This window comes from Sphingomonas sp. CFBP 13720 (assembly GCF_014842075.1).
Taxonomy (GTDB): domain Bacteria; phylum Pseudomonadota; class Alphaproteobacteria; order Sphingomonadales; family Sphingomonadaceae; genus Sphingomonas.
The window spans coordinates 217331-242673 of record NZ_JACYVA010000003.1 but is presented as its reverse complement, the minus strand read 5'-3'; the positions used below and the strand labels follow the sequence as shown (position 1 = coordinate 242673).

Here is a 25343-nt window from a genome sequence, read left to right as displayed (position 1 = left end):
AGCGGTGCGCGGGCCGAACAGATCGCGTGACGCGACCTCGACCCCGTCGCTCAGGGTGAAGGGGCCGGAACCGCCGTCGGCGCGCCGGACACCAGTTCCAGCCGCTGCGGCACCGTACCCATCTCGATCCCTTCCTCGCGGAACTGCGTCAGCAGGTCGAGAAACACGTTGCTGCGCGCGCCATAGGCGGTGCGCGGCGAATCGACATGGGCAAAGCTGTTGAACGCGATCCGCCCGTCGACGATCGCATCGACGAACACCGCCGGGGCGGGGTCGGCCAGCACCGCTTCCTCCCGCGCAAACGCGTCGAACACGATCTGTCGCACCCGTGCCGCATCGACGCCCAGCGGCACCGAAAACTGGATCTGAATCCGTCCCAGCGGGCTGGCGAGCGTCTTGTTGAGCACCGATTTGGTGATGAGTTCGGAATTGGGCACGATCAGCGTCGAATGATCCGCCAGCGTGATTTCGGTCGATCGCACGCTGATCCGCTTCACATCGCCCTCGTCGGTGCCGACGCGGATCAGGTCGCCGATCTTGATCGGGCGTTCGGCCAGCAGGATCAGGCCCGACACGAAATTCTGCGTGATCGCCTGCAACCCGAACCCGATGCCGACCGACAATGCCGACAACAGCAGCGCGATCCGTTCGACTCCGATGCCCAGCGACGCCAACGCCCAGATCACCGCCAGCGCGATACCGACATAGCGTGCGACGAGGCTGATCGAATTGCGTCCGCTGCCATCAAGGTCGGTCGCGGGCAGATAGCGCCCCTCCAGCCAGCGCATGAAGCCACGAACCAGCGCCAGCCCGATCGCCAGTACGACAATGCTGCGCAGGATCGCACCGGGCGAGATCGCCACGCCGCCGACGTCGATGCCGCGTGCCAACTCGCCCAGCCGACCGAACGCGCTGGTCACCCCGCTGCCCCCGCCGAACGGTGCGACCCACAGCCCCAGTGCCAGCACCGCGACCAGCACGCGCAGCACGCCCGACAGCAACACGCCGAACTGGTCGATCGCGCCGCCGCCGATGCCGAAGCCGCGCGTCATCGCCACGCCCAACCGGCTATGCCGTTCGAACAGCGATGTCGCGATGTCGTCGATCGCCGCCAGCAACAGATAGACGGCCGATCCCAGCACCAGCGTCCATGCGACCATCTGACCCAGGAACAGCGCGAACCCGACGAATCCGATCGCCAGCGCGCCCAGCGCCAGCGCGACGATGCCCCACGCGATCAGCGCGACCGCCGCCAGCCCGGTTTCGGCGGGGGCATCGGCGTCGCGCGTCGCGCGCAGCCGGCCGATCGCGCCCAGCGCGAACGCGATCAGTGCCATGTGCAGCAAGGCAATGGTCGCCTGCGTCGCGATCCGTGCCGCCGCGCTGGTGCCGATCGCCGCATTCAGCGCTTCGATCAGGATCGCCGCGCTCGCCAATCCGGCCAGCAGGAAGGAATAGGGGCGTAGTTGCTGCGCGACCGCATCGCCGACCGGCGCGATCCGCCAGCTCGGCTGGCCGCGCATCAGCACCGCGCCCAGCACCGCACTGGCGAACGCGCCGAACCCGATCGCCACGACCGCGGCGTCGATCGCCTCGTCCATCCGCGCCGATACCAGCCCCGACCAGCGCGCGCCCGCCGCCAGCGCGGCGGCGGCGAACAGCGGGGCGATCGTGCCGATCAGCACCCGCCACAGCGCATTCGCCGACCGGCGTACCCGCCGCCCCGGCGCGCCGTCGATCAACAGCCGCTGGCCCAGCCGCCCCGCCGCCAGACGCACCGGTACCAGCAGCAGGATAGCCGCGATCAGCCCGATCAGCAGCGGCCATGGCATCCCGCCCGGCGCGCGCGTCACGGCGGCGCTTTCGTCGGCGATGAAGCGGTGTACGCGGTGCAGGTCGCGCGGCAACGCCTGGACGATGCCGGACCAGAAGGCCGGGGTCAGCGGCGAAGGCGTGCGGCCCAGCACCTTCTGGCTGAACTCGGCCGCTTCGCCCTGCTGGATTTCATCGACGAGTTGCTGCGCCTCGACCGCGAGGAGCCGTGCGCGCTTCATCGCCGAATCGAGCGTGGTGCGTTGCCGCGACAGGTCGCGACGCTCCGACGCGATCGCGGGGTCTTCCGCTGCCGCCGCCGCGCCCAATTGCACCAGCCGTGCATCGATCTGCGCCAGATCGCCTTCGACCTGCGTTGCCGAATCGAGCGTCGACGTGCGTACCGCCTGCGCCCGTGCGCGCAGCGCGGCACGATCTGCGGGTTCCAGCCGGGTATCGAGCGCGCCGTCGACCGCGGCCAGTTCGGCCGTCGCCGCGTTCAGCCGGGCAGGATAATCCGGGGCGGCTTCCTGCGCCGATGCGGGCAGGGCGGACAACAGCAACAACAGCGCGGCGACGAGGTGCGGGAACGGGTTTGGCATGACGCACGCCTACCCCAGATCGGCGGCACGCGACAATCGCACCCCCGTGCGCTACAGCGCGGCGATGCTCCGCATCACCGAACTGAAACTACCGCTCAACCACCCGGAAGAGGCGCTGGCGGCGGCGATCCGCGACCGGTTGCGGATCGGACCGCGCGATCTGGTCCGCTATACCGTCGCGCGCCGCGCGCACGATGCGCGTGACAAGGACGATATCCAGCTGGTCTATTCGGTCGACGTGACCGTGAAGAACGAAGCGCCCGTGCTGACCCGCGCGCGCCGCGACCGGCATGTCGGGCCGACGCCCGACACCGGATATCGGTTCGTGGCGAAGGCACCGGCCGACTATGCCGGGCCGCGCCCGGTGGTCGTGGGTGCTGGTCCGTGCGGGCTGTTCGCCGGACTGATCCTCGCGCAGATGGGCTTTCGTCCGATCATCCTCGAACGCGGCAAGGTGGTGCGTGAGCGCACGCAGGATACATGGGGACTGTGGCGTCGCAGCGAGCTGAACCCCGAATCGAACGTCCAGTTCGGCGAGGGCGGGGCGGGGACGTTTTCCGACGGCAAATTATGGAGCCAGATCAAGGACCCCCGGCATCTGGGCCGCAAGGTGCTGATCGAGTTCGTGAAGGCGGGCGCGCCGCCCGAAATCCTGACCGAAGCGCATCCGCATATCGGCACCTTCCGCCTCGTCACCATGGTCGAACAGATGCGCGCGACGGTCGAGGCGCTGGGCGGCGAATATCGGTTCGGCCACCGGGTCGACGATCTGGTGGTCGAACAGGACGGCGACGGCATGCGGCGACTGGCCGGGCTGACGCTATCGACCGGCGAGACGATCGCGACCGGGCCGGTCGTGCTGGCGCTGGGCCACAGTGCGCGCGACAGTTTCCACATGCTGCGCGATCGCGGCGTGATGCTGGAGGCCAAGCCGTTTTCGATCGGCGTGCGGATCGAACATCCGCAAAGCTGGATCGACGATGCGCGCTTCGGGCCGTGCGCGGGGCATCCCGATCTGGGCGCGGCGGCGTATACGCTGTCGCATCATTGCCGCAACGACCGCACGGTCTACAGCTTCTGCATGTGTCCCGGCGGTACGGTGGTCGCCGCGACGTCCGAACCGGGCCGCGTCGCGACCAACGGCATGAGCCAGTATTCGCGCAACGAGCGCAACGCCAATTCGGGCATCGTCGTCGGCATCGATCCGGCGCGCGACTATCCGGGCGATCCGCTGGCGGGGATCGCGTTGCAGCGTCACTGGGAATCACGGGCGTTCGAAGCGGGCGGGGGCGATTACCGCGCGCCGGCGCAGCTTCTGGGCGATTTCGTCGCCGGAAGGCCGTCGACCGCCCTGGGCAGCGTGGTTCCGTCGTATCGCCCGGGGGTGGAACTGACCGATCTCGCGACCTGCCTGCCCGAATTCGCGGTGACGGCAATGCGCGAGGCGCTGGTGGCGTTCGGGCGGACGATCCCCGGATACGATCATCCCGACGCGGTGATGACCGGGGTCGAGACGCGGACCTCGTCGCCGGTGCGCATTCCGCGCGGCGAGGATTTCCAGAGCGTCAACACCGCCGGTCTGTATCCGGCGGGGGAAGGGGCGGGCTATGCCGGCGGCATCCTGTCGGCGGCGGTCGATGGGATCAAGGTTGCGGAAGCGGTGGCGCGCGCGCTGGTCGCGCCGCGCTGAACGATCACGCGACCGGCAACTGCGCCACGATCGCGACCGCCGTCAGAATGAAGCTGAACAGGCCGGTCGCGATCGGGTGGGTCCGTGCGCAGGTCACGCGATCGGCACGATCGGCGCAGCGGCCGACAACAGCACGGCGGATACGACCAGTGCGCCGGTGAATGCGACGATCTGGCGATGAAGTTGGTCGAAACGGAACATGGTGGCTACTCCCTGAACCCGTCGCGAACCGTTTCGCGATTGGTATTTAGGGTGTTGCAGGGGGCGTGCCAGTTTTGGAAACGTCGGAAATGCGCGGTTTTTGGTGTGCAATCGCGGAAGTTCTGAAATTTTCACCAGCCATTCTACCAATATTTGGTAGAATAATCCGACGCGCTAGTTCGTCACCCCAGCGAAGGCTGGGGTCGCTATCAGGAGAGCGCCTGCCCGCCCCCGGGAGATCCCAGCCTCCGCTGGGATGACGGCTTGGGGTAGAAGGCCGATCGATAACCCCACCCGAAGTCGCCGGGTTCTTGACCGGGAACGCGCCCGCGCGCGCTCAAGCGATCCCAGCCTGCTCTGGGATGCCGGTCCGCGGGTGAAGTCAGGTCCGGACCCCTTCAGGGGTCGCCAGAGTGTCCGCAGGGAAAGCACCTGCCCGCCCCCGGACGACGCCGGCGTGTACTGGAACGACGGTTCGTCGGGGCAGGCAGTCCGACTACCCCGATCAGCTGCCCTACCGCCCCTTCTTCGCCGCCTGCTCCGCCGCGCCCGGATCGACCGAGGGCGCACCCGATGCCGGGGTAGCGGAATTGACGATATCGGCGGTGTTGCCCGAATCGGGATCGGCGACATTGGCCTCCGCCGCCGTATCCGGCGCAGCGGCTGCATCGGCAGCCGGGGCGGCGGGCAGCGGCAGGTTCGATCCCTGCTGGTTCAGATAGGCGATGACGTTCGCGCGATCCTCCGCGCTGCCGAGACCGGCAAAGGTCATCTTGGTGCCCGGCGCATATTTGCGCGGCGACGTCAGCCACGCATTCATCGCGTCGAAGTCCCAGTTGCCCGGTACGCCGGTCAGCGCCGCCGAATAGGCGAAACCGGGCAGATGGCCATGCTTCTTGCCCAGCACGCCCCACAGATTGGGGCCGATCCCGTTCGCCCCGCCCTGGTTGACCGAATGACACGCAGCGCATTTCTTGAACACTTCCGCGCCCTTGGCCGGATCGGCGCTGGCCAGCAGCGTCGCGATCGGCACCGCTGCCGCCGCGCCGCCGGCACCTGCGTCCACCGCACCTTCGACCGGATAGCCCGGCTTGTCGGGCGCGCCCGAATGAAAAATCATCCCGCTGGCGATCGAAAGGCCCAGTGCTGCCGCGCAGCCCGCGAGAACCCAGCCCGCGATCGTGTTCGTCCGGTCGTCCATGGCCTGCGTCGTCTCGCCTAAAGGTCGTTTATTTCCCGGGAGCCTAGCCGCGCCGTCCGATACTGGCAAGACGGGGTTGCCTGTCGTCGTCGCCGCCGATAATCGCCGCGCTCCATGCACAAATATGCCGCCCCCGCGCGCCCGCTGGTGGCGCAGATGACCGAGGCCGCCGCACGCGCGCCGCACCGCGCGGTCGCGTTCCAGGGCGCGCCGGGTGCCAATTCGCATGTCGCGCTGGTGCAGGCATTCCCCGATGCGCTGCCACTGCCGTGTTTCGGCTTCGCCGACGCGATCGACGCGGTGCAGGCGGGATTGGCCGATTGCGCGATCATTCCGATCGAAAACTCGCTGCATGGCCGTGTCGCCGACATGCATTTCCTGCTGCCCGAATCGGGGCTGGTCATCACCGGCGAACATTTCCTGCCGATCCGCCATGCGTTGCTGGGACTGGGGCCGATCGACGCGGTGCGACAGGCGATGAGCCACGAACAGGCGCTGGGCCAATGCCGCCACTGGTTGAGCGCGCGCGGGATCGAGCCGGTCGCGCACCCCGACACGGCGGGCGCGGCGGCATCGGCGGCGGCGATCGGCGACCCCGCGGTCGCGGCGCTCGCCCCGCCGGCGGCGGCCGAGTTGTACGGCCTGCAGGTACTGGCCGACGATATCGCCGACGCCGATCACAACACCACGCGTTTCGTCGTGCTGGCGCGCGCCGCGCCGCCGGTGCTTCCCGACGGGCCGTGCATGACGACATTGGTGTTCGAGGTGCGCAACGTCCCCGCCGCGCTGTACAAGGCGATGGGCGGGTTCGCGACCAACGGCGTCAACATGACCAAGCTGGAAAGCTATCAGCGCGGCGGCAGCTTCGCCGCGACCGAGTTCTTCTGCGACATCGAAGGCCGTCCCGGCGAACCGGGCGTCGACCGCGCGCTGGAGGAGTTGCGCTTCCACACCAAATGGGTGCGGTTGCTCGGCAGCTACGGACGCGCCCGCGAACGGGGCTAGGCGTCGGCGCCTTCCTGTTCGATCCGGTCCTCCGTTCGCTTCGAGCAGCGATCGGGCCTGTCGAGCACGCGTATCGAGACGGCGCTTGTCCGGGCCGATCGATCTCGACGGCCCTGCACCGGGGTAACCCGTAACCTATCCCGCCAGCCATGCCTCCAGCAGCCCATGCGCGATCGCATAGGGGGGCGGTGCCAGAAACCGCGCGCCCGGATCGCCCATCAGTGCGGCGATAACCTCGTCCCGGCTGGCCCAGAACGCGTCTTCCAGTTCGGTGGTATCGATGCGGATGCGGTCGTCTGCCGCCTGTGCGATGCACGCGACCATCAGTTGCGACGGGAACGGCCATGGCTGGCTGGCGATATAGCGCACGTCGGTGACGGCGACGCCTGCTTCCTCCATCACCTCGCGCGCGACCGCTTCCTCGATCGATTCGCCGACCTCGACGAACCCCGCCAGCGCCGAATAGCGTCCCGGCGGCCATGACGGCTGTCGCCCCAGCAGGACGCGCCCGTCATGTTCGGCCAGCATGATGACGACCGGATCGGTGCGCGGGAAATGCTGCGTCCCGCATCCGGCACAGGCCCGCGCCCATCCGGCATGCGCGGGCACGGTGGCATGGCCGCAATTGGCGCAGAACCCATGGCGGCGATGCCAGTCGAGCAGGCTCCGCGCGACGCCGTACAGCGCCATCTGGTCGGCGGGCATCCCCGACAGCATCGTCATCAATGCCGGTGACCGCATCGCGGGCGTCGTCGCGGTGCCTTCCCCGGCCGCGAACAGCGGTACGCCGTCGCGATAGCCGAGCAGCACCGCGTCCACGTCCGGCGTCATCGCGTCCAGCACCAGCGCGCCCGCCGCATCGACCGTGGGTTCGAGTCCATTCAGCCGCAACAGGCGCGCGGCGGGATCGGCCTTTGCCCGCGCGAACGCGGCGGGATCGTCCCGTTCGTGATCCGCGCGGTCGAGCAGCGCGCCGGTAAACCCCGTCATCGTGTCAGATCGGTCGCGAGTGCCTTCGCCAGATCGGCGCGCAGCGGCCAGCGGTCGGCGGGGAAGTAATTGACCATCGCCGTGCCGCGCACGCGCCGCGCCGGATCGACGAACGCGATCGTGCCGGCCGCGCCGCCCCAGCCATAAGTGCCCTTGCCCGGTCCGCCCGCCACGCCGTCCAGATACACCGATCCGCCCGCGCCATAGCCCATGCGCGCGGCATTGGTCCCGCCGGTCGCGCCATCGACGCCGCCGAACGTCACGCCCGCCGGCAACAGGTTCGACATGCCGGTCGCCACCGTCTCCGGCTTCATCACCCGTCGTCCGTCGAGCGTCCCGCCATTCTGCAGCATGTGCAGGAACCGGTCATAGTCGCGCAGCGACATGACCAGCCCCGCGCCGCCATAGGGAAAGCCGGGCGGCGACAGGAATACCGATGTTGCGCCCGGATCGAGCGGCACCGGATTGTCGCCGGCAAACGCATAGTTGGTGACCAGCCGCGCCTTCTGCGCATCCGGCACGCGCCAGAACGTCGACCGCATGCCCAGCGGATCGAACATCCGCGTCTGCAGGAATCGTTCGAACGACATGCCGCTCGCCACTTCGATCACGCGGCCCATCACGTCCAGCCCGATCGAATAGCTCCACTTCGTCCCCGGATCGGCGATCAGCGGCAGCGTGGCGACGCGGTTGGCGAATTCCTCCAGCGATTTGGGGCGGACCCGCGCCATCGCGGCTTCGGTCTGCGCATTGACCGACAGCGGCAGGATGCCCAGCCGCTCATATTCGGCCTTCAGCGGCCCGGTGGTGACGATCGAATAGCCAAGGCCGGCGGTGTGCGTCAGCAGGTGGCGCACGGTGATCGGCCGTGCGGCGGGGCGGCTGGCAAGGCTGTTGGCGGGATCGGTCAGCACCCGCACCGATTTGAAGGCGGGGATAAAATCGCCGATCGGCTGGTCCAGCTTCAGCTTGCCGTCCTCGACCAGCATCATCGCCGCCATGCCGGTGATCGGCTTGGTCATCGAATAGACCCGCCATAGCGTATCCTGATCGACCGGTGCGCCACCTTCGACGGCGGTGCGTCCGGCGGCGTGGACGCTGGTCCAGTCCGGCCCGCCGACTGCGATAGCGATTCCCGGAGCCTTGCGCTGCGCCACATAGCCGCGTGCCAGCGCGTCGGTCGCGGCCAGCGACCGCGCGGCGGGCGGGCGGGGCGGCGCGACCTGCGCCTGCATCGGCGCGGCGAGCAGCAGCGCACTCGAAAACAGCCATGCCGTACGCATCATCGTCATCATCGCGATCCTTCCACCACTGCGATCGCCCGCGCGAACAGCGTCGGCAACCCGGCGGTGGCGAGTTCCGCCACCGGCCACCATTCGCCCTCGACCGGCTCCGCCGCTGCATCTGCCACCATGACGGTGCAGGCAAGATCGAAATGGGTGAAACCATGCGCGACGGCGCCGACGTTGCGCCATGGCGCGTCGAACGGTGCCCCCTGTAACCCCGGATCGGCATCGCTCCACGGCCCGGTCGGCAGCGCGCGCATCCCGCCCAGCAGCCCCCGGTCGGGTCGCCGGACCAGCAGCACCTGTCCGTCGCGTTCTGCCCAGAACAACGTGCCATGGCGTTGCGGCTTCCGCTTTTTCGGCAGTTTGCGCGGATAGGTTTCGGGCATCCCGCCGCGAAAGGCCGCGCAATCCGGTCTCAACGGGCACAACAGACAACTCGGCGCCCGCACGGTGCAGAGGGTGGAGCCGAGGTCCATCATCGCCTGCGCGAAATCGCCCGCACGCCGATCGGGGGTGATCGAATCGGCATGGGTGCGGATCGCGGGACGGCTGGCGGGCAGCGGCGTTTCGATCGCGAACAGCCGCGATACGACGCGTTCGACATTGGCATCCACCACCACCGCGCGCCGTCCGAACGCGATGGCGGCGATGGCGGCGGCGGTATAGTCGCCGATGCCGGGCAACCGACGCAGTTCCGCTTCGGTATCGGGCAACCCGCCGCGCGCCGCGACGACCCGTGCACAGGCCAGCAGGTTGCGCGCCCGGGCATAATATCCCAGCCCCGCCCATGCCGCCATGACATCGGCATCCTCCGCCGCCGCCAGCGCCGCGAACGACGGCCACCGCGCGGTCCAGCGTTCGAAGAAGGGGCGTACCGTCGCGACCTGCGTCTGTTGCAGCATCACTTCGGACAGCCATACGCGATACGGATCGGGTGCCGCCGTCCCCGGCGGGCTGCGCCATGGCAGCGTGCGATGCGCGACGTCGTACCAGTCGAGCAGCGCGTCGGCGACAGAGAGATGCTTGGCGTCCACGCCGGCTCTATGGCATGGGACGGCGGTAATGACGACGCGCCCTCGCCCTCTCCAATCGATTCCCGCCCCCCGTCGCGGTGGCGCCCGCCAGGTCGCCGAACTGTTGCCCGATATCGGACGCGCCGCGTTCCGCAAGTTCGGGTTCATCCAGTCGGCGGTGGTCAGTCGCTGGGGCGAGATCGTGGGCGAACGCTTCGCCCGCGTGTCGGCGCCCGAATCGATCCGCTTTCCGCACGGCAAGCGTGGCGACGGTACGCTGACGCTGGTGGTATCGGGCGCGCACGGCACGATGATGCAGCATATCGCGCCCGAGATCGTCGAACGGGTGAACCGGTTCTTCGGCTATGCCGCCGTCGCGCGGCTGGTGTTTCGCCATGGCGAGGTCCGTCCGCGCCGTCCGTTGCCCGTGCGGCGCGAAGCGACGCCGGTCCCGGTCGATCTGGGCGACAGCCTGCGCACCATCGCCGATCCCGAATTGAAGGCGGTGCTGTCCGCACTGGCCAGCGCCGTCGCCGCACCGCCGCCGCCCGCCATCCCCATTCTGGGAAAGGTTCGTTGACCATGCGCATCGTTCTGATCGTATTCTCGTTCCTGCTCGTGCTGATCGGTCTGCCGCCGGCAAAGGCGCAACCGGCGCGCGACTGGTCGACCAACGTGGTCGAACAGCCCGGTGGCGGCATCGCGGTCGGCAATCCGGCGGCGAAAGTGAAGCTGGTCGAATGGCTCAGCTATACTTGTTCGCACTGCGCGGATTTCGCGAAGGAATCGAAGGTCGAACTGCACGCCATGGTGCGTGCGGGCAGTGTGCAGGTCGAATATCGCACGCTGCCGCGCGACGGCCTCGATCTGGCCGCCGGCCTGCTGGTCCGCTGCGGCGGGAAGGCGCGCTTCGCCGGGGCGCACGACGCCGTGTTCGCGGGGCAGGCGGCGATGCTCGACAAGGCGACGGCGTTTTCGGCGACCCCTGCCGCCGCCGCACCCATGCCGACGCTGGCCGCACGGTTGAACCAGTTGGCCGACGCCACCGGGCTGCGCGCGACGATCCGCGCCCGTGGGCTGAACGATTCGCAAACCACGCGCTGCCTGAACGACGAAGCGGCGCAGAAACGCGTCATCGCCATTGCGGAAGCGGCGCAGACCGCCGGCATTCCCGGCACCCCGGCGTTCGAGATCGGCGGTCGCCGCGTCGATGCGCACAGCTGGGCCGAATTGAAGCCGCAACTGCTCGCGACCCGCTGAATCCCGTGTTTTCCCGTATGAAGAGAGTCAGGCCCATGCGTTTCGTCCTTCCCCTGATCGCCCTTGCCGCGCTGTCGGCCTGTGGTGGCAGCACCGGCGGCAATTCGACCGCCGCCGCGCCGGTCGCCAACGTCGCCGCGCCCGCCGGGCAAAGCTGGGTCGAAACCGTCGCGGTCACGCCCGAAGGCGGCTATCGGATCGGCAATCCCGATGCGCCGGTGAAGCTGGTCGAATATGGCTCGCGCACCTGCCCGACCTGTGGCGCGTTTGGGCGTGAAGCCAACGAACCGCTGATCGCCAACTATGTGTCGACCGGCAAGGTCAGCTTCGAATTCCGCGATTTCGCGGTCCATGGCGCACCCGACATCGCCGCCGCCGTGCTGGGCCGCTGCAACGGCACCGCCGCGTTCTTCCCGCTGCTCGAAGCGATGTATCAGGACCAGCTGGCGACGCTGGACCGGATCCAGGCGATCCCGCAGGCCGAACAGGCACGGCTGGGATCGATTCCGCCCGCGCAGGCGGTGTCGGGCTATGCCGACGCGGCGGGCTATGTCGATTTCGTCAAGCAGCGCGGCGTGCCCGAGGCGAAGGCGCGCCAGTGCCTTGCCGACAAGGCGCTGCTCGATCAGGTCGTGAAGATCACCGAATCGGGTGGTGACGTCGTCACCGGCACGCCGACCTTCCTCATCAACGGCGAAAAGGCCGAGAACGCGGTGTCGTGGGCGCAGGTCGAAGCGGCGCTGAAGGCCGCCGGCGCCTGACGCGATGGCCGGGGGCGAGCCTGCGCGCCTGCCCCCGGCCGGGTTGACGCTGCGTCGCCTGCGGCTGACGGGGTTCAAGAGTTTCGTCGATCCCGCCGATCTGGTGATCGAAGGCGGATTGACCGGGGTGGTCGGCCCCAATGGCTGCGGCAAGTCCAACCTGCTCGAAGCGTTGCGCTGGACGATGGGCGAGAACAGCGCGAAGTCGCTGCGCGGCGCGGGGATGGACGACGTCATCTTCGCGGGCACCGCCACCCGCCCGCAACGCGACTTCGCCGAAGTGGCGATCCTTGCCGAAAATGCGGTGGGCGACGAGGTGGAGATCGTCCGCCGGATCGAACGCGGCGCGGGATCGGCCTATCGCATCAACGGTCGCGACGTCCGGGCAAGGGACGTCGGGCTGCTGTTCGCCGACGCCGCGACCGGGGCGCATTCGCCCGCGTTGGTGAGCCAGAACCGCATCGGCGCGGTGATCGCGGCGCGCCCGGCGGAACGCCGAACGATGCTGGAGGACGCGGCAGGCATTTCCGGTCTGCATGTGCGCCGCCGCGATGCCGAATCGAAACTGCGCGCGACCGAGGCCAATCTGGAACGGCTGGGCGAGCTGATCGCCGAACAGGAAGCGCGTGCCGGGGTGCTGCGGCGACAGGCGAAGCTGGCCGAACGCTATCGCGACCTGACCGATCGTATCCGCGTTGCCGAGGCACGCGCGATCTTCGCTCGCTGGCGCGATGCCGCCGCCGCCGCCGATGTCGCGCGCGCCGACGCGGTCGCGGCCGACGCGCTGGTCGTGCGGCGTACCGACGATCAGACCCGCGCAGCGCAGGCGCACGCGCAGGCAATCGCCACGCTGGCCACCGCCCATGCCGCCGCGCAGCGCCTGCGCGAACAACTGGGCGAGGCGGGGCATGCGCAGGAACGGCTGACGGCGCAGGCGACGGCGGCGGTCCGGCGGCTGAGCGACCTTGCCGGACAGGCGCAGCGTCTGGCCGGAGACCGCGCGCGCGAAGCGACGCTGGCGGCCGATGCAGCCAGTGCCACGGCGCGCCTGACCGACGAGATCGCGCGGCTGGAGGCGGCATTGGCCGATGCGGTCGTACGAAGCCCGATGCTGGATGCCGCGCTGGTGCTACGCGAGCAGTCGGTGCGCGATGCGGAAGTCGCCCAGGCGCAGGCGCTGGCCGAACAGGCGGCGGAACTGGCGGAAACGCGGGTCGCTACCGCCGCGCGCGATGCAGCGGCGCTACAGCTCGACCGGATGCGGCGGGACGAGGCGCGGCTGATCGCCGAACGCGCCGGACTGTCCGACCTAGCGCCGCTGGTCGCCGCACGCGACGCCGCGATCGCACGGCGGAGCGACGCGCTAACCGACGCCGACACCGCGCGCACGCTGATCGGACGGGCCGAAGGCGACGAACGCGCGGCGCAGGAGGCGCGCGCGACCGCGCAGGCCGCCCGTGCGGATGCTGCGGCGGCGCTGGCCGCCATCGACGGCGAGATTGCGGCGCTGGAACGGGCGCTTCGTCGCAGCGGCCATGCGCGGATCGTCGATAGCATCGAAGTCGATCCGGGGTTCGAGGCTGCATTGGCGGCGGCGCTGGGCGACGATCTGGAGGCGGGCATCGACTCTGCCGACGACCGCCATTGGGGCACGACGACCGACGGTGCGGCCGATCCGCCCGTGCCGCCGGGCACTGTCCGGCTGGCCGCGCATGTCCGTGCCCCGCTGCTTACCCGGCGGCTGGCACAGATCGTGGTGGCGGAGCGCGACGACGGCATGACGCTGGCGGTTGGGCAGCGGCTGGTGACGCTGGACGGTGCGCTGCGTCGTTGGGACGGGTTTCGCGCGCGCGCCGGTTCGGGCGCGGCGGCGGCGGAACGGCTGGCGCGGGCGAACCGGCTGCGCGCGCTGCACGCCGCGCGACCCGATCATCTGGCCGCGCGCGATGCCGCCGCCGCCGCGCTGACGACGGCGGACCACGGCATTGCGAGCGCACGCGCGACGCTGGCGGCTGCGCGCCAGTCGCGCGACGCGGCGGAAACGACCGTGCGCGAGGCGGGCCGTGCCGAAGATCGCGCCACCGCCGCGATCGAACGCGCGCAGGCGCAGGCCGACGACCTCGACCAACGGTTGCGGCGCGTGACCGTCGACCGCACCGACGCCATGGCCGAGGCGGAACGGGCCGCCGCCACTGTCGCGACGCTGCCCAATGGCACCGCCATGGCCGCCCGCGTCGCGTCGCTGACGTCCGCAGCGGAGGTTGCCCGTCGCACCGCCGCCACCGCGCGCGCCGACCGCGACGCCATCGCCGCCGCCATCACCCGCGACCGCGACCGGCTGCACGCTGCGACGGCGGAGATCGCGGGCTGGCGGACGCGTAGCGCAGATGCCGATGCGCGCGTGGCGGAAATCGAACGCCGCGTCGCGACGATCGCTGCCGATCATGCCGCGATCGAGCATCGCCCGGCGGCCCTTGCGGTGGAACGCGCGACGCTCGACACCCGGATCGCCGGACTGCGTGCTGCCTCCGCCGAAGCCATCGCGACCGAAACCGGCGCGGCCGATGCGCTGCGCGATGCCGAAGCGGCGGGTGCGGCGATCGCGGAGGCGTTGTCCGCCGCTCGCGAAGCCCGCGCGGGGGCGGCAGCGCGCGCGGAACATCACGACCAGCGGCGGGTCGAGACCGGCCGGCTGTCGGGCGAGCGTTTCCAGTGTCCGCCGCCGTTGCTGCCGCGAATCGGCTTCGTTGCGGCGGAGGTCGGCGACCCGGCGGCCGAAACGGCGATGCACGACCGCCTGCTCGCCGATCGCGAGCGTATCGGCCCGGTCAATCTGATCGCGCAGCAGGAACTCGACGCGCTCGACACCGCCGGCACGATCCGCGACCGTGCCGAACTGGAAGAAGCGATCCAGCGGCTGCGCGGGTCGATCGGCACGCTGAACCGCGAAGGGCGCCAACGGCTGATGGCGGCGTTCGCGGCGGTCGACACGCATTTCCAGCGACTGTTCGGTGCGTTGTTCGACGGTGGACAGGCGCGGCTGGAACTGGTCGACGCCGACGATCCGCTGGAAGCAGGGCTGGAAATCCTCGCGCAGCCGCCAGGCAAGCGTCTGCAATCGCTGACATTGTTGTCGGGCGGCGAACAGGCGCTGACCGCCGTCGCACTGATCTTCGCACTGTTCCTGACCAACCCCGCGCCGGTGTGTGTGCTGGACGAGGTCGACGCACCGCTGGACGACGCGAATATCGAACGTTTCTGCGACCTGCTCGACCGGATGGCGACCGAAACCGACACCCGGTATCTGATCGTGACCCACAATGCCGCGACGATGAGCCGGATGCACCGGCTGTTCGGCGTGACGATGGTCGAACGCGGCGTCAGCCGGCTGGTATCGGTCGATCTGGGCGGCGCGGTGTCGCTGCTGGCAACCGCGTAGACCTTGGTCGACCCTGTCGTCCGCGAACGTTCCTAGCCCAAAACGCTTCCTGCGATCCGCGTCAGCCGGCACGCAAGGTCCGCTTCGCCCGATGCGACGATCCAGTCGTCGCCGTCGCGGACGATGCCGGTGGTGAAGACCACCGGTTGCGGCAGATACGCCTGATGCGCGATCGGCGCGATCAGTGCCGGTGCGGCTTCGAGGATCGCGACCGATTCGTCGCGTTCGATCACCCGTGTCGCATCGGCGTCGATCAGCGCGCGATAGGTGCGATACACCCCGACCGCGCCCTGTTTCTCGACGCCGTGATACAATAGCATCCACCCGTCGCGCGTCCGCACCGGCGGCGTGCCGCCCCCCAGCTTGTAGGCGGCGGCATGTTTCATCGGGCGCAGCGCGACGTCGGGGGCCGGCCGCCAGTGCAGCATGTCGGGGGAGGTGGCGAGGTTGATGCTCGGCCCGCTGGTTACCGCCTCGTCCGGTGCGGCGACGAACCATGCGTCGGACAGCGGGCGGGTCAGCGCGGCATAACGGTCGCCGATCCGCCCCTCGAACGGCACCATGTCCTTGTTGCCATGGTCCAGCACCATGCCCTGCGACACCCATCCGAACCCGTCGTCCGACCGGTACAGGATGGTGCACAGCCGCCCGCCCGACACGCCGCACACCGTCATCCAATAGACGCCGTCGATCGCGACGATGCGCGGGTCCTCGATGCCATATTGCGCATGGTCGGCGGACGGTTCGACCGCACGGTCGTAATGCACCGCCACCACGCGTGCGCCGTCGGGGGACAGTTCGACCGGTAACAGCCACGACAGCGAGGTCAGACCAAGGAACGGGTATGCACCGCCGGTCAGCGCGAAGAAGCGCGGATCGCGCACGTCGGCGGTGGCGGCATCGAATGCGTCCAGCCTGTAGCCCCCCGGCGTCCAGCGAATCGATCGTACCCGTCCGTCGCGCACCGGATCGACCAGCGCTTCCGCGATCCGCACCAGCAGCAACAGGTTGCCGCCGGGCAATCGAGTCAGCCCCGGATTGAACGCGCCCAGCACATAGGTCGGTTCGTCGATCCCGCGCCGCAACGGGGATCGCGACAGGTCGACATCGTCGGGGGCGAAGACGATCCGGTCGTCGCTCATGCGTCGGGGCGACCTTCGTTCGGTTCGGCGTCGTCCTGCATCGACTGGTGATGCCGGATCACCTCGTCGATGATGAAGCGCAGGAATTTTTCCGAAAATTCGGGGTCGAGATCGGCGTCGCGCGCCAGCGCACGCAGCCGGGCGATCTGCGATTCCTCGCGACCCGGATCGGCGGGGGGCAACCCTTCCTCCGCCTTGTAGCGGCCGACCGCCTGCGTCACCTTGAACCGTTCGGCGAGCAGGAACACCAGCGCGGCGTCGATATTATCGATGCTCTGGCGGAAACGTTGCAGCGTCGTGTCGGGCATGGCGTCTTTCCTGATGCCCGGCGGCGCGGCGGGCGGTCGTTCCGATCCTTTCGCGCGACCGGCGACGGTGCGCAACCCGCCTTTCCCTTGCGTTCGCAACCGTGAGCGGCCACATCGCTGGAACATGACCGCCACGCTCCACCGCCTCGACAAGCGGACCGACCCTTCGCTCGATCCGCTGATGGCGTTGGTCGCGGACGACATGAACCGCGTCAACGCGGTCATCCTCGATCGCATGCAGTCGAAAATCCCGCTGATCCCCGAACTTGCCGGCCATCTGATCGCAGGCGGGGGCAAGCGGCTGCGCCCGATGCTGACGCTCGCCTGCGCCCGGCTGATCGGCTATCCCGGCACGCGGCACCATCTGTTGGCCGCCGCCGTCGAATTCATTCACACCGCCACGCTGCTGCACGACGACGTGGTCGATGGTTCCGACCTGCGCCGTGGGCGGCGGACCGCGAACATCATCTGGGGCAACCCGGCCAGCGTCCTGGTCGGCGATTTCCTGTTTTCCAAAAGCTTCGAACTGATGGTCGAGGCGGAAAGCCTGAAGGCGCTGCGCATCCTGTCGGGCGCGTCGGCGGTGATCGCGGAGGGCGAGGTGAACCAGCTGACCGCGATCCGCCGGGTCGATACGCCCGAGGACCGCTATCTCGACATCATCGGGGCAAAGACCGCCGCGCTGTTCGCCGCCGCATGCCGCATCGCCGCCGTGGTCGCCGAGCGATCGGACGCGGACGAAGCGGCGCTCGATGCCTATGGTCGTAATCTGGGCATCGCGTTCCAGCTGGTCGACGATGCGATCGATTACGTGTCCGACGCCGATACGATGGGCAAGGACGCGGGCGACGACTTCCGCGAAGGCAAGATGACGCTGCCCGTCATCCTCGCCTATGCGCGCGGCGACGATGCGGCGCGCAGCTTCTGGCGCGACGCCGTATCGGGCAAGCGCGCATCGGACGCCGATTTCGCGCAGGCGATCGCGCTGGTCCAGTCGAGCCGCGCCGTCGACGATACGCTTGCCCGCGCCCGCCATTACGGCCAGCGTGCGATCGATTCGCTGGGCGGTTTCCCCGGTGGCGCGGCGAAGGACGCGATGGTCGAGGCGGTCGAATTCGCGGTCGCGCGGGCATATTGATGCCGTGGCGCTCCCGCTGACGCGGGGGCGGCAACTACCGGCCGCGGGGTAAGCCTGTCGCGGACAGGCGAAAGACCGGGTCGAACTAGCGTATCACCGTCGCAACGGCGGGCGTGGCGATGCCGACATAGCTTCGGCCGGCACCCCCGACGCCGGCCGATCCCCCGGTCAGAACAGCTTCCATTCCGCCAGCCGCACCGCCTTGCCCGCCGGCAATCGCATCGCCAGCCGCACCTTGCTCGTTTCGACCGCCGGCCAGCGCGCGTCGGTGATGCCGTTCCCGACCGGCGCGGCGGCGGTTCCGCCGACCGGTCGCCATGCTCCGTCGATCCACGCCTCGATCCGGTATCCGCTGGGCGCGGCAAAGCCTTTCCCGTCGGCGAAGAAGGCGATCTCCGCGCGGTCGAGAGGCACCGGCTTGCCGAAATCGATCGCGTACCATTGGTCGCGCGATGTCGCGTCCGACGACCAGCCGTTCGGCAATTCAGGATAGAACCAGATCCGGCCGTCGATCGCGTCGTGGACGTTCTCCGCCTCGGTCGCGCTGGATGCGCTGCCGATCGGATAGCTGCCACGGACCAGCTGCACCGATCGCGCGATCGGGCGGGGGGCGGGGGCCGCCGCGCGACGTTCGACCGGCGCGACCAGCCGCCCCAGCGTCGGCCGCGACGCGACCTGCTGTCCATCCACCTCGATCGTCAGCCCCTTTCGGCCATAATGGCGGCCATCGGCGTCCCATGTGATCGCGACGCGACGCCCGTGATACGGCACGTCCTGCACCCGGAACCAGCGCGGGGCGCTGGCATCGTCGGCGGGCAGCAACGGGTTCACCTCGATCCGGTCGTCGGCGCGCGGCCGGATGCCGACCAACCCGCCAAGGATCAGATCGACATAGCCCGAATGGAAATAATGGTGGCTGCGCGCCAGCCCGACGATCGGCTTGCCGGTATCGGGATGGTAATCCTCTTCAAGGTCCAGCCGGGCACCCTGATAATGCAGCCGGGTATATTGCCGGAGCAGCCGCCAGTAATCGCCGCGCGTCGCCACCGACTGGTCGTAATGGTCCAGAAGATTGGCCAGCCCCAGCAGCACCTGCGTCGTCTGGAACGGCCAGATCGGTCCGTTCCACTGGCATTCGGGCGGGCGGGTGCCATCGAACGTGCCGCCTTCGTACCGGAACTGCCGCATATAATATTGATAGCTCGGCTCGACGGTCCGCATCCCGGCCTTGCCGCCCAGCCGCGCGGGGTCGAGCAGGTGCGCCCATGCCGCCGCCCGCACCGGGGTGTCGTCCGCCAGGTCGAACGTCCATGGCAGGTAGCCGACCAGTTCGCGTCCCCGGATCGGCGACCAGTATTTCACATACGCGTTGTCGACCTTGTACCGGTCGATGAAGTGGCCGAGCGTGGGGCTCCACAGATCGGCATGCATTCGCGCGACGATGGCGGCGGCCCGCGCGTCATGATCGCGCGCGACCGCCTCGGGCTGTCCCGCCAGTCGGGCAAGGCGGGCGATGGCGCGGGCGTTGGCGGCCATATAGGCGTTGATCGACGGCCGGAACGCCTCGCCCCCGTTGAACCCGTCCTTGCCCCCCGACGCATCGATCGACGAAATGGTGTATTCGGTCGCGTCGGCCAGCGGCTCGATCCAGTACAGCCCCTTGGTGAAATCGAACCGGTCGTCCCACAGGCGATAGATGTGGCGCATCACGCCCAGATGCCGTGTGGCCCGCGCGGCATCGCCATCGACCAGATACCGGCCCCACACCGAATCGGCCATATAATCGGTGAAATGCCGGTCGTTGCCGCCGGTATACATGAAGTCGATATAATCGTCCGTGAAGCGCGGATCGCGCAGCCAGCGACCCTCGCCGATATGGAAACCGGTCGCGTCGTTCAGGCTGGCATAGGGATTCCGCTGCCACGACACGTCGTCGAGAAACTCGGTCGAAATATATCCTTCCGCGCCCAGATCGCGCTGGTGCGCGCGGAACAGCCCCCAGCGGTAATAATAGACTGCGTCGATCTGTGGATCGGACGATTCGAAGAAGGGGATTCGATCGACATACCATGGCGCGTCGTTGCCGAACCGCGCCGCCGCCACCCGCCGCACGTCGATCTCCGGCCGGGCAAGCGCGGGCAGGGGGCAGACCAGCCCGCCCATCGCCGTGGCCAGCGCCCATCGCGCGATCCGCTTCATCGTCCTGCTCCCGTCTCGCCTTGCCGGTCGCCCGCCGGCCCCCGGGTTCAGCCGGCCCGATCCGGTCGGAACTGTCAAGCACGCGCCGTCCCGCCGCACTTCACCGGGCACGCCGGCGTATCGGTTTCGTCGGCGCTATGGACGGGTCATCGTCCGATCACCGCCAACCCATCGACTTCGATCAGCACCTGCGAATGGAACAGTGCCGCCACCCCGATCAACGCACTGGCGGGCGGCCGGGCCGAATCGATCCACCGATCGCGCACGCTGCGGATCACCGGCAGCAGTTCGGGACGATAATCGCGGACGTAGAAGGTCAGCCGCGCGACCGATCCGAAGTCGCCGCCGGCTGCCGCCAGCGTCGCCAGCATGTTGACGAACACCTGTTCGAGCTGGGCGGCATGGTCCGTACCGACCACCGCGCCATCGGCGTCCAGCGGGACATGGCCCGACAGGACGAGCAACTGTCCGCCGGTAATCACCATGCCCTGCGCGATGCCGGGTACGACGCCGCCCGCCGGGTCGACCGGGCGAAGGTGGGGCGACCGCACCCCGCCCGTCACGACCGGTATCCGCCCTGCCGCTCCAGCATCCAGCCGGGATATTCCGCCGGCAACGCCGTGACCGCGTCGAGCGCCGCCAGTTCGTCCGCATCCAGCGTGACCTGCGTCGCGGCGATATTGTCGGTAAGTTGCTCGACCCGCTTCGCACCGACGATCACGCTGGTCACCACCGGCTGGTGCAGCAGCCATGCCAGCGCGATCTGGGCGACGGTCGCGTTCTTCGCCCCGGCGATGCCGCGCATGACGTCGATCGCGGCATGGCCCCGGTCCTTGTCCACCGGCGGGAAGTCGAACGTCGCACGCCGCCCGTCGGCCGCCCGGCCGTCGCGGTCGTATTTCCCCGACAGGAAGCCGCCGGCGAGCGGCGACCACACCATCAGCCCGATCTTTTCCGAACGCAGCATCGGCACGATCTCTCGCTCCAGATCGCGACCGGCCAGCGTGTAATAGGCCTGCAGCGACAGGACGGGCGCAAGCCGCCGCGCCTGCGCGATGCCGACCGCCTTCACCACCTGCCACGCCGCCCAGTTCGACAGGCCGATGTAGCGGACATGGCCATGCCGGACGAGCGTATCGAGCGCCTCCAGCGTTTCCTCGATCGGCGTCGCCGGGTCGAAACCATGGATCTGGTACAGGTCGATATGGTCCAGCCCGAGCCGACGGAGGCTGGCCGTGCACTGGCTCAGGATATGCCCTCGTGACGCGCCGCGTGCATTCGGGCCGTCGCCCATTGGCCCCATCACCTTGGTCGCGACCACGACATCGTCGCGGGCGATGCCGAGGTTCTTCAGCGACGCGCCGAGAATTTCTTCCGAACGGCCGCCGGCATAGACGTTGGCGGTGTCGATGAAATTGATGCCGGCATCCAGCGCCGTCTTCACCAGCGTGTCGGCGGCCTCCTGATCCAGCCGCCCGATCTGTCCCCAGAAGCCGTCGTCCCCGCCGCCAAAGGTCATGGTGCCAAGGCAGAGTTCCGAGACGAAGAGGCCGCTGGCCCCGAGTTGACGCATCCGCATGGGTCGTTCTCCTGTGATGGGATCGGATGCCCTGCCCCTTAGCGGCACGGGCATCCGACCCGCGCCGACGATCCTCTCAACCTCTTGCCCGATCCTATCAGATGAACATGCGGACGGATGCGCGGACGCCGTGGCTGCGCTATGATCCGCCGATGACCGCGACCCTTTCCGACCTTGCTCGCCTCGTCGACCGCCAATGGCAGGCGCATGGCCGGGAGACGCCGCTCGACGGGCTGCTGCTGACCCGCGCCGATGCGTCCAGCGGTATCCTCCGCTCGGTCTATCGCCCGTCCTTCTGCGTCGTCGTGCAGGGGGCAAAGACGACGATGCTGGGCGATACGCCGTTCCGCTACGCTGCCGGTCAGGGCCTGCTTGCTTCGATCGACCTGCCCGTGACCGCGCGGATCACGCGGGCGAGTGCGGACGAGCCCTATCTCGCGCTCAGCCTCGCGATCGATCCGGCGATGGTCGCCGACCTGTTGAGCGCGGAAGGCGACCGGCTGGCGGAAGCCCCCGTCTTCGCGCCATTGCGTGTGGCTTCGCTCGATCCGGTCCTGTGCGATCCGCTCGCCCGGCTGCTGGCGCTGCTCGACGCACCCGGTGACCTTGCCGTCCTCGCGCCGCTGGTCCGGCAGGAGATCGTCTGGCGGTTGCTCAACGGGCCGCTGGGCGCGACGCTGCGGCAGGTCGGGCTGGCGGACGGCCATGCCGCGCGCATCCGTCGCGCGACCGCGCATATCCGCGACCATTATGCCGAACCGCTGCGCGTCGCCGACCTCGCCGCGCTGGCGCATATGAGTGTCCCCAGCTTCCACCGTCATTTCAAGGCGGCGACCACGCTGACGCCGGTACAGTTCCAGAAGCAGATCCGGTTGCAGGAAGCGCGCCGCCTGCTGATCGGCGCGGAGGACGTGGCCGGTGTCGGCTATGCGATCGGCTACGAAAGCCCGTCGCAGTTCAGCCGCGACTATCACCGCCTGTTCGGCGCACCCCCCGGCCGCGACGGCGCGGCGATCCGCGCGGCGCTGACGCCGGAGATCGCCCTGCCTTGAGCGGCGTCCTGCGAAGGTCCGGCATCGCCCTGTCGATCACGAAGGAGCGATAGCGGACACTTCGACCTCGGCCCAAGACACTCGCCGTCAGGACTGGGCCGCAAACGCAGGAAGCGGCCCCGAAGGACCGCGATACTTGCATGGCAATATTTGTAGAAAACTGGAGCGGGCGAAGGGATTCGAACCCTCGACCCCAACCTTGGCAAGGTTGTGCTCTACCCCTGAGCTACGCCCGCTCTGGCGCCACGAACCGGTCGAAACCGGCTGGGTGAGGCGCGCTATTAGCCGGGGGTTTTCCCCCGCGCAACCCCCAAAGAAACTCTTTTATGCGTCCGCACGCGCGCCCACATAGGGACGGCTGTCTTGGATGGAAGGAATCGACGCTTGGCCACGCTTGGAATGACCGCGCCCGAAAAGGAAGCCGTGGAGGCGTTTCGCCGGGATGTCGTCGAACCGTCGATGACGCAACTCGTCATCATCGATTTCTGGGCGGAATGGTGTGGCCCGTGCAAGGCGCTGACTCCGCTGTTGGAAAAGGTCGCCGCCGCCTATGCCGACAAGGGCGTGGTGCTGGCCAAGATCGATACCGACAAGAACCAGTTCATCGCGTCGCAATTCCAGATCCGCTCGATCCCGACCGTCTATGCGATGTTCCAGGGGCAGCTGGTCGCCGATCTGACGCCGGCGCGGACCGAAAGCCAGCTCAAGCAGATGATCGACCAGCTGCTGCGCCAGTTGCCGGTCGATCCGGGCGCGGCGGGTGCGGCCGGGCCGGATATCGAACCGCTGGTGGCGATGGGCGAGGACGTGCTGGCGGCGGGCGATGCCGAACGCGCGCTGTCGATCTTCGAACAGGTCGCCGATCTGGCACCCGATCATCCGCAGGTGCTGACCGGCCGCATCCGCGCGCTGATGGCGCTGGGCGAGCATGACGCAGCGCAGTCGGCGATCGACGCGCTGCCCGACGACGTCGCGAAGCTGCCTGCGATCGATCAGGCGCGCGCCGCACTGGCACTGGCGCGCGATGCGCAGCCGGTCGACGATCTGGCGGGGCTGAAGGCGCAGGTGGACGCGAACCCGGACGATCATGATGCGCGGTTCCGACTGGCGGGCGGCCAGATGGCGGCGGGCGACCGCGACGGCGCGGCGGCATCGCTGCTGGCAATCGTCGCCGCCGATCGCGCGTGGAACGACGACGCGGCGCGTCAGCAGTTGCTGAAACTGTTCGAAGCGGTCGGTCTGGAAGACCCGTGGGTGTCGCAGCAGCGGCGCAAGCTGTCCGCGATCCTGTTCGGATGAGCCAGCGCGTATCGGTCTTTCCGCTGGGCGGGGCGCTGCTGTTTCCCGGCATGCACCTGCCGTTGCACATCTTCGAGCCGCGCTATCGTGCGATGGTATCCGATGCACTCGCCCGCGACCGGCGGATCGGCATGGTCCAGCCGCGTCCGGCGACCGGGTCGACCGATCGTCCGCCGCTGTTCGATATCGGCTGCGTCGGGCAGATCGTCGATGTGGAGGCGCAGGAGGACGGCCGCTACGATATCGTGTTGCAGGGCGTGTCGCGCTTTCGCATCGTCCGCGAACTGGAGGTGACGACAGCCTTCCGCCAGGTCGAGGTCGATTTCCTGCCGGCCGAGGCGGATGCGACGCTGGCGGCAGTGCAGCGCGCGTCGCTAGAGATGGAATCGCGCCGCTTCGCCGATGCGCAGGGCTATGCCGTCGATTGGGATTCGGTCGCGCGGCTGGACGATGAAAGCCTCGTCAACGGTATCGCGCAGATCGCACCGTTCGACGTCGCCGCCAAACAGGCGCTGCTCGAAGTCGACACGATCGCCGCCCGCGCCGACCTGATCGTCCAGTTGATGCAGTTCTTCGGCCGCCACGGCGACGAGGACGAGGCGACGCTGCAATGACGGCGCGCTCGGTCCGGTCGTTCCCACGGAGCCTGTGACGATGCCCATGCCCGACCCTTGGCTGTTGTCGATCCTCGTCTGTCCGGTGACGCGCACTGCGTTGGTCCATGACCCGGATCGCGGCGAGCTGGTGTCGCACGCGGCGGGGCTGGCCTATCCGATCCGCGACGGCATCCCTGTGATGCTGGTCGAGGAAGCGCGCGCGCTGTGACCCACGACCTGTCGGGGAAATGGAGCGGGATCTTCAACTATCCCCACACCGAACCGCCGACCGCGTTCGAAGCGGACATCGCCGATCTGGGCGGATCGATCGTCGGCACGGTCCACGAGCCGAACCTGTATTCCAACCCGCCCGGCGCGCTGATCGCGGCGGCGATCGACGGCCATCGCGACGGCCGATCGGTCACGTTCAGCAAATTCTACGACGCGAGCGAGGGGTATGACGACATGGTCGTCTACACCGGCACGCTCAATGACGAAGCCACCGAAATCAGCGGGCGCTGGACGATCCCGGGCGTGTGGTCTGGTACGTTCCTGATGATCCGTCCGGCAGCGGTGGTGATCGTGGAAGCGGGGGAAGAGGTGCAGGCGGACGGCGAGCATCTGCAACGCGGAGAATAGGTCGCCAGAAGCCATGGTTGCGCGTTCGTGCCGCCGAATGGACCGATACGATCGGTTTCGTCCTAGCATTTGAATACTGTCCGAAGTATTTCGCTGCACTATACTGGTGGCATTACAGTATAGTAATG

22 protein-coding genes and 1 tRNA gene are annotated in these 25343 nt (G+C 68.7%); 12 read left to right on the top strand and 11 right to left on the bottom strand.

What is annotated here, in order from left to right:
* Nucleotides 1-50: 50 nt before the first annotated feature.
* On the bottom strand, nucleotides 51-2414 hold the full coding sequence (locus IFT55_RS08720; protein WP_192091127.1) for a DUF3772 domain-containing protein: 2364 nt from the start codon (nucleotides 2412-2414) through the stop codon (nucleotides 51-53).
* Between the two features lie 64 nt (nucleotides 2415-2478).
* Here IFT55_RS08720 and IFT55_RS08715 point away from each other — a divergent pair, with 64 nt between their 5' ends.
* Nucleotides 2479-4104, top strand: a complete 1626-nt coding sequence (locus IFT55_RS08715; protein ID WP_192091519.1) for an NAD(P)/FAD-dependent oxidoreductase — start codon at nucleotides 2479-2481, stop codon at nucleotides 4102-4104.
* Between the two features lie 715 nt (nucleotides 4105-4819).
* Here IFT55_RS08715 and IFT55_RS08710 read toward each other — a convergent pair.
* On the bottom strand, nucleotides 4820-5506 hold the full coding sequence (locus tag IFT55_RS08710) for a c-type cytochrome (protein ID WP_192091125.1): 687 nt from the start codon (nucleotides 5504-5506) through the stop codon (nucleotides 4820-4822).
* Between the two features lie 114 nt (nucleotides 5507-5620).
* On the opposite strand from IFT55_RS08710, the gene IFT55_RS08705 reads away from it, so the two are divergent.
* Nucleotides 5621-6511: a prephenate dehydratase gene (locus tag IFT55_RS08705; RefSeq protein WP_192091123.1), complete on the top strand. Its 891-nt coding sequence runs from the start codon at nucleotides 5621-5623 to the stop codon at nucleotides 6509-6511.
* Between the two features lie 135 nt (nucleotides 6512-6646).
* Here the strand turns inward: IFT55_RS08705 and nudC are convergent, their stop codons facing one another.
* From nudC to IFT55_RS08690, 3 genes are read right to left on the bottom strand one after another with little or no spacing between them, the layout of a single operon-like run.
* On the bottom strand, nucleotides 6647-7501 hold the full coding sequence (gene nudC / locus IFT55_RS08700) for an NAD(+) diphosphatase (RefSeq protein WP_192091121.1): 855 nt from the start codon (nucleotides 7499-7501) through the stop codon (nucleotides 6647-6649).
* On the bottom strand, nucleotides 7498-8793 hold the full coding sequence (locus IFT55_RS08695; RefSeq protein WP_446740713.1) for a serine hydrolase domain-containing protein: 1296 nt from the start codon (nucleotides 8791-8793) through the stop codon (nucleotides 7498-7500). Before IFT55_RS08695 ends, nudC begins: the two co-directional genes overlap by 4 nt.
* Nucleotides 8793-9824 carry an A/G-specific adenine glycosylase gene (locus IFT55_RS08690; protein ID WP_342029267.1) on the bottom strand — a complete coding sequence of 344 codons (1032 nt, stop codon included), beginning with the start codon at nucleotides 9822-9824 and terminating at the stop codon, nucleotides 8793-8795. Before IFT55_RS08690 ends, IFT55_RS08695 begins: the two co-directional genes overlap by 1 nt.
* A gap of 28 nt (nucleotides 9825-9852) precedes the next feature.
* Here IFT55_RS08690 and IFT55_RS08685 point away from each other — a divergent pair, with 28 nt between their 5' ends.
* From IFT55_RS08685 to IFT55_RS08670, 4 genes are read left to right on the top strand one after another with little or no spacing between them, the layout of a single operon-like run.
* Complete coding sequence (locus IFT55_RS08685) at nucleotides 9853-10383, top strand: DUF721 domain-containing protein (RefSeq protein ID WP_192091117.1); 531 nt, start codon at nucleotides 9853-9855, stop codon at nucleotides 10381-10383.
* A 2-nt stretch (nucleotides 10384-10385) separates the two neighbouring features.
* On the top strand, nucleotides 10386-11063 hold the full coding sequence (locus tag IFT55_RS08680) for a thioredoxin domain-containing protein (RefSeq protein ID WP_192091113.1): 678 nt from the start codon (nucleotides 10386-10388) through the stop codon (nucleotides 11061-11063).
* Between the two features lie 35 nt (nucleotides 11064-11098).
* A complete protein-coding gene (locus tag IFT55_RS08675; protein ID WP_192091111.1) occupies nucleotides 11099-11824 on the top strand; it encodes a thioredoxin domain-containing protein in 726 nt (241 codons plus the stop codon).
* A gap of 43 nt (nucleotides 11825-11867) precedes the next feature.
* Nucleotides 11868-15263 carry a chromosome segregation SMC family protein gene (locus IFT55_RS08670; protein ID WP_192091515.1) on the top strand — a complete coding sequence of 1132 codons (3396 nt, stop codon included), beginning with the start codon at nucleotides 11868-11870 and terminating at the stop codon, nucleotides 15261-15263.
* A gap of 32 nt (nucleotides 15264-15295) precedes the next feature.
* Here IFT55_RS08670 and IFT55_RS08665 read toward each other — a convergent pair whose 3' ends face one another.
* Together IFT55_RS08665 and IFT55_RS08660 are read right to left on the bottom strand one after the other, a co-directional pair.
* Nucleotides 15296-16405, bottom strand: a complete 1110-nt coding sequence (locus tag IFT55_RS08665) for a glycoside hydrolase family 130 protein (protein ID WP_192091109.1) — start codon at nucleotides 16403-16405, stop codon at nucleotides 15296-15298.
* A complete protein-coding gene (locus IFT55_RS08660) occupies nucleotides 16402-16713 on the bottom strand; it encodes a chorismate mutase (RefSeq protein WP_192091107.1) in 312 nt (103 codons plus the stop codon). The genes IFT55_RS08665 and IFT55_RS08660 overlap by 4 nt, the downstream gene beginning before the upstream one ends.
* 124 nt (nucleotides 16714-16837) lie before the next feature.
* Between IFT55_RS08660 and IFT55_RS08655 the strand changes: the two genes are divergently transcribed.
* Nucleotides 16838-17851: a polyprenyl synthetase family protein gene (locus tag IFT55_RS08655; protein WP_192091105.1), complete on the top strand. Its 1014-nt coding sequence runs from the start codon at nucleotides 16838-16840 to the stop codon at nucleotides 17849-17851.
* 168 nt (nucleotides 17852-18019) lie between these two features.
* Here IFT55_RS08655 and IFT55_RS08650 read toward each other — a convergent pair whose 3' ends face one another.
* From IFT55_RS08650 to IFT55_RS08640, 3 genes are all read right to left on the bottom strand, one after another.
* A complete protein-coding gene (locus IFT55_RS08650; protein WP_192091103.1) occupies nucleotides 18020-20050 on the bottom strand; it encodes an MGH1-like glycoside hydrolase domain-containing protein in 2031 nt (676 codons plus the stop codon).
* 146 nt (nucleotides 20051-20196) lie between these two features.
* Nucleotides 20197-20613, bottom strand: a complete 417-nt coding sequence (locus IFT55_RS08645) for a Rid family hydrolase (RefSeq protein WP_197976380.1) — start codon at nucleotides 20611-20613, stop codon at nucleotides 20197-20199.
* A complete protein-coding gene (locus tag IFT55_RS08640) occupies nucleotides 20610-21629 on the bottom strand; it encodes an aldo/keto reductase (protein ID WP_192091101.1) in 1020 nt (339 codons plus the stop codon). The genes IFT55_RS08645 and IFT55_RS08640 overlap by 4 nt, the downstream gene beginning before the upstream one ends.
* A gap of 101 nt (nucleotides 21630-21730) precedes the next feature.
* On the opposite strand from IFT55_RS08640, the gene IFT55_RS08635 reads away from it, so the two are divergent.
* Complete coding sequence (locus IFT55_RS08635; RefSeq protein ID WP_249403711.1) at nucleotides 21731-22681, top strand: AraC family transcriptional regulator; 951 nt, start codon at nucleotides 21731-21733, stop codon at nucleotides 22679-22681.
* A 161-nt stretch (nucleotides 22682-22842) separates the two neighbouring features.
* Here the strand turns inward: IFT55_RS08635 and IFT55_RS08630 are convergent.
* Nucleotides 22843-22917 (bottom strand) — tRNA-Gly (locus IFT55_RS08630).
* 163 nt (nucleotides 22918-23080) lie between these two features.
* On the opposite strand from IFT55_RS08630, the gene IFT55_RS08625 reads away from it, so the two are divergent.
* The 4 genes from IFT55_RS08625 to IFT55_RS08610 are packed head-to-tail and all read left to right on the top strand — an operon-like array spanning nucleotide 23081 to nucleotide 25215.
* A complete protein-coding gene (locus IFT55_RS08625) occupies nucleotides 23081-23980 on the top strand; it encodes a tetratricopeptide repeat protein (RefSeq protein WP_192091509.1) in 900 nt (299 codons plus the stop codon).
* The gene (locus IFT55_RS08620) at nucleotides 23977-24594 is read left to right on the top strand and encodes an LON peptidase substrate-binding domain-containing protein (RefSeq protein WP_192091099.1); all 618 of its coding nucleotides are present in this window, start codon (nucleotides 23977-23979) and stop codon (nucleotides 24592-24594) included. The genes IFT55_RS08625 and IFT55_RS08620 overlap by 4 nt, the downstream gene beginning before the upstream one ends.
* A 46-nt stretch (nucleotides 24595-24640) precedes the next feature.
* Nucleotides 24641-24805: a Trm112 family protein gene (locus IFT55_RS08615; RefSeq protein ID WP_446740718.1), complete on the top strand. Its 165-nt coding sequence runs from the start codon at nucleotides 24641-24643 to the stop codon at nucleotides 24803-24805.
* Complete coding sequence (locus tag IFT55_RS08610) at nucleotides 24802-25215, top strand: hypothetical protein (protein ID WP_192091095.1); 414 nt, start codon at nucleotides 24802-24804, stop codon at nucleotides 25213-25215. Before IFT55_RS08615 ends, IFT55_RS08610 begins: the two co-directional genes overlap by 4 nt.
* Nucleotides 25216-25343 lie beyond the last annotated feature (128 nt).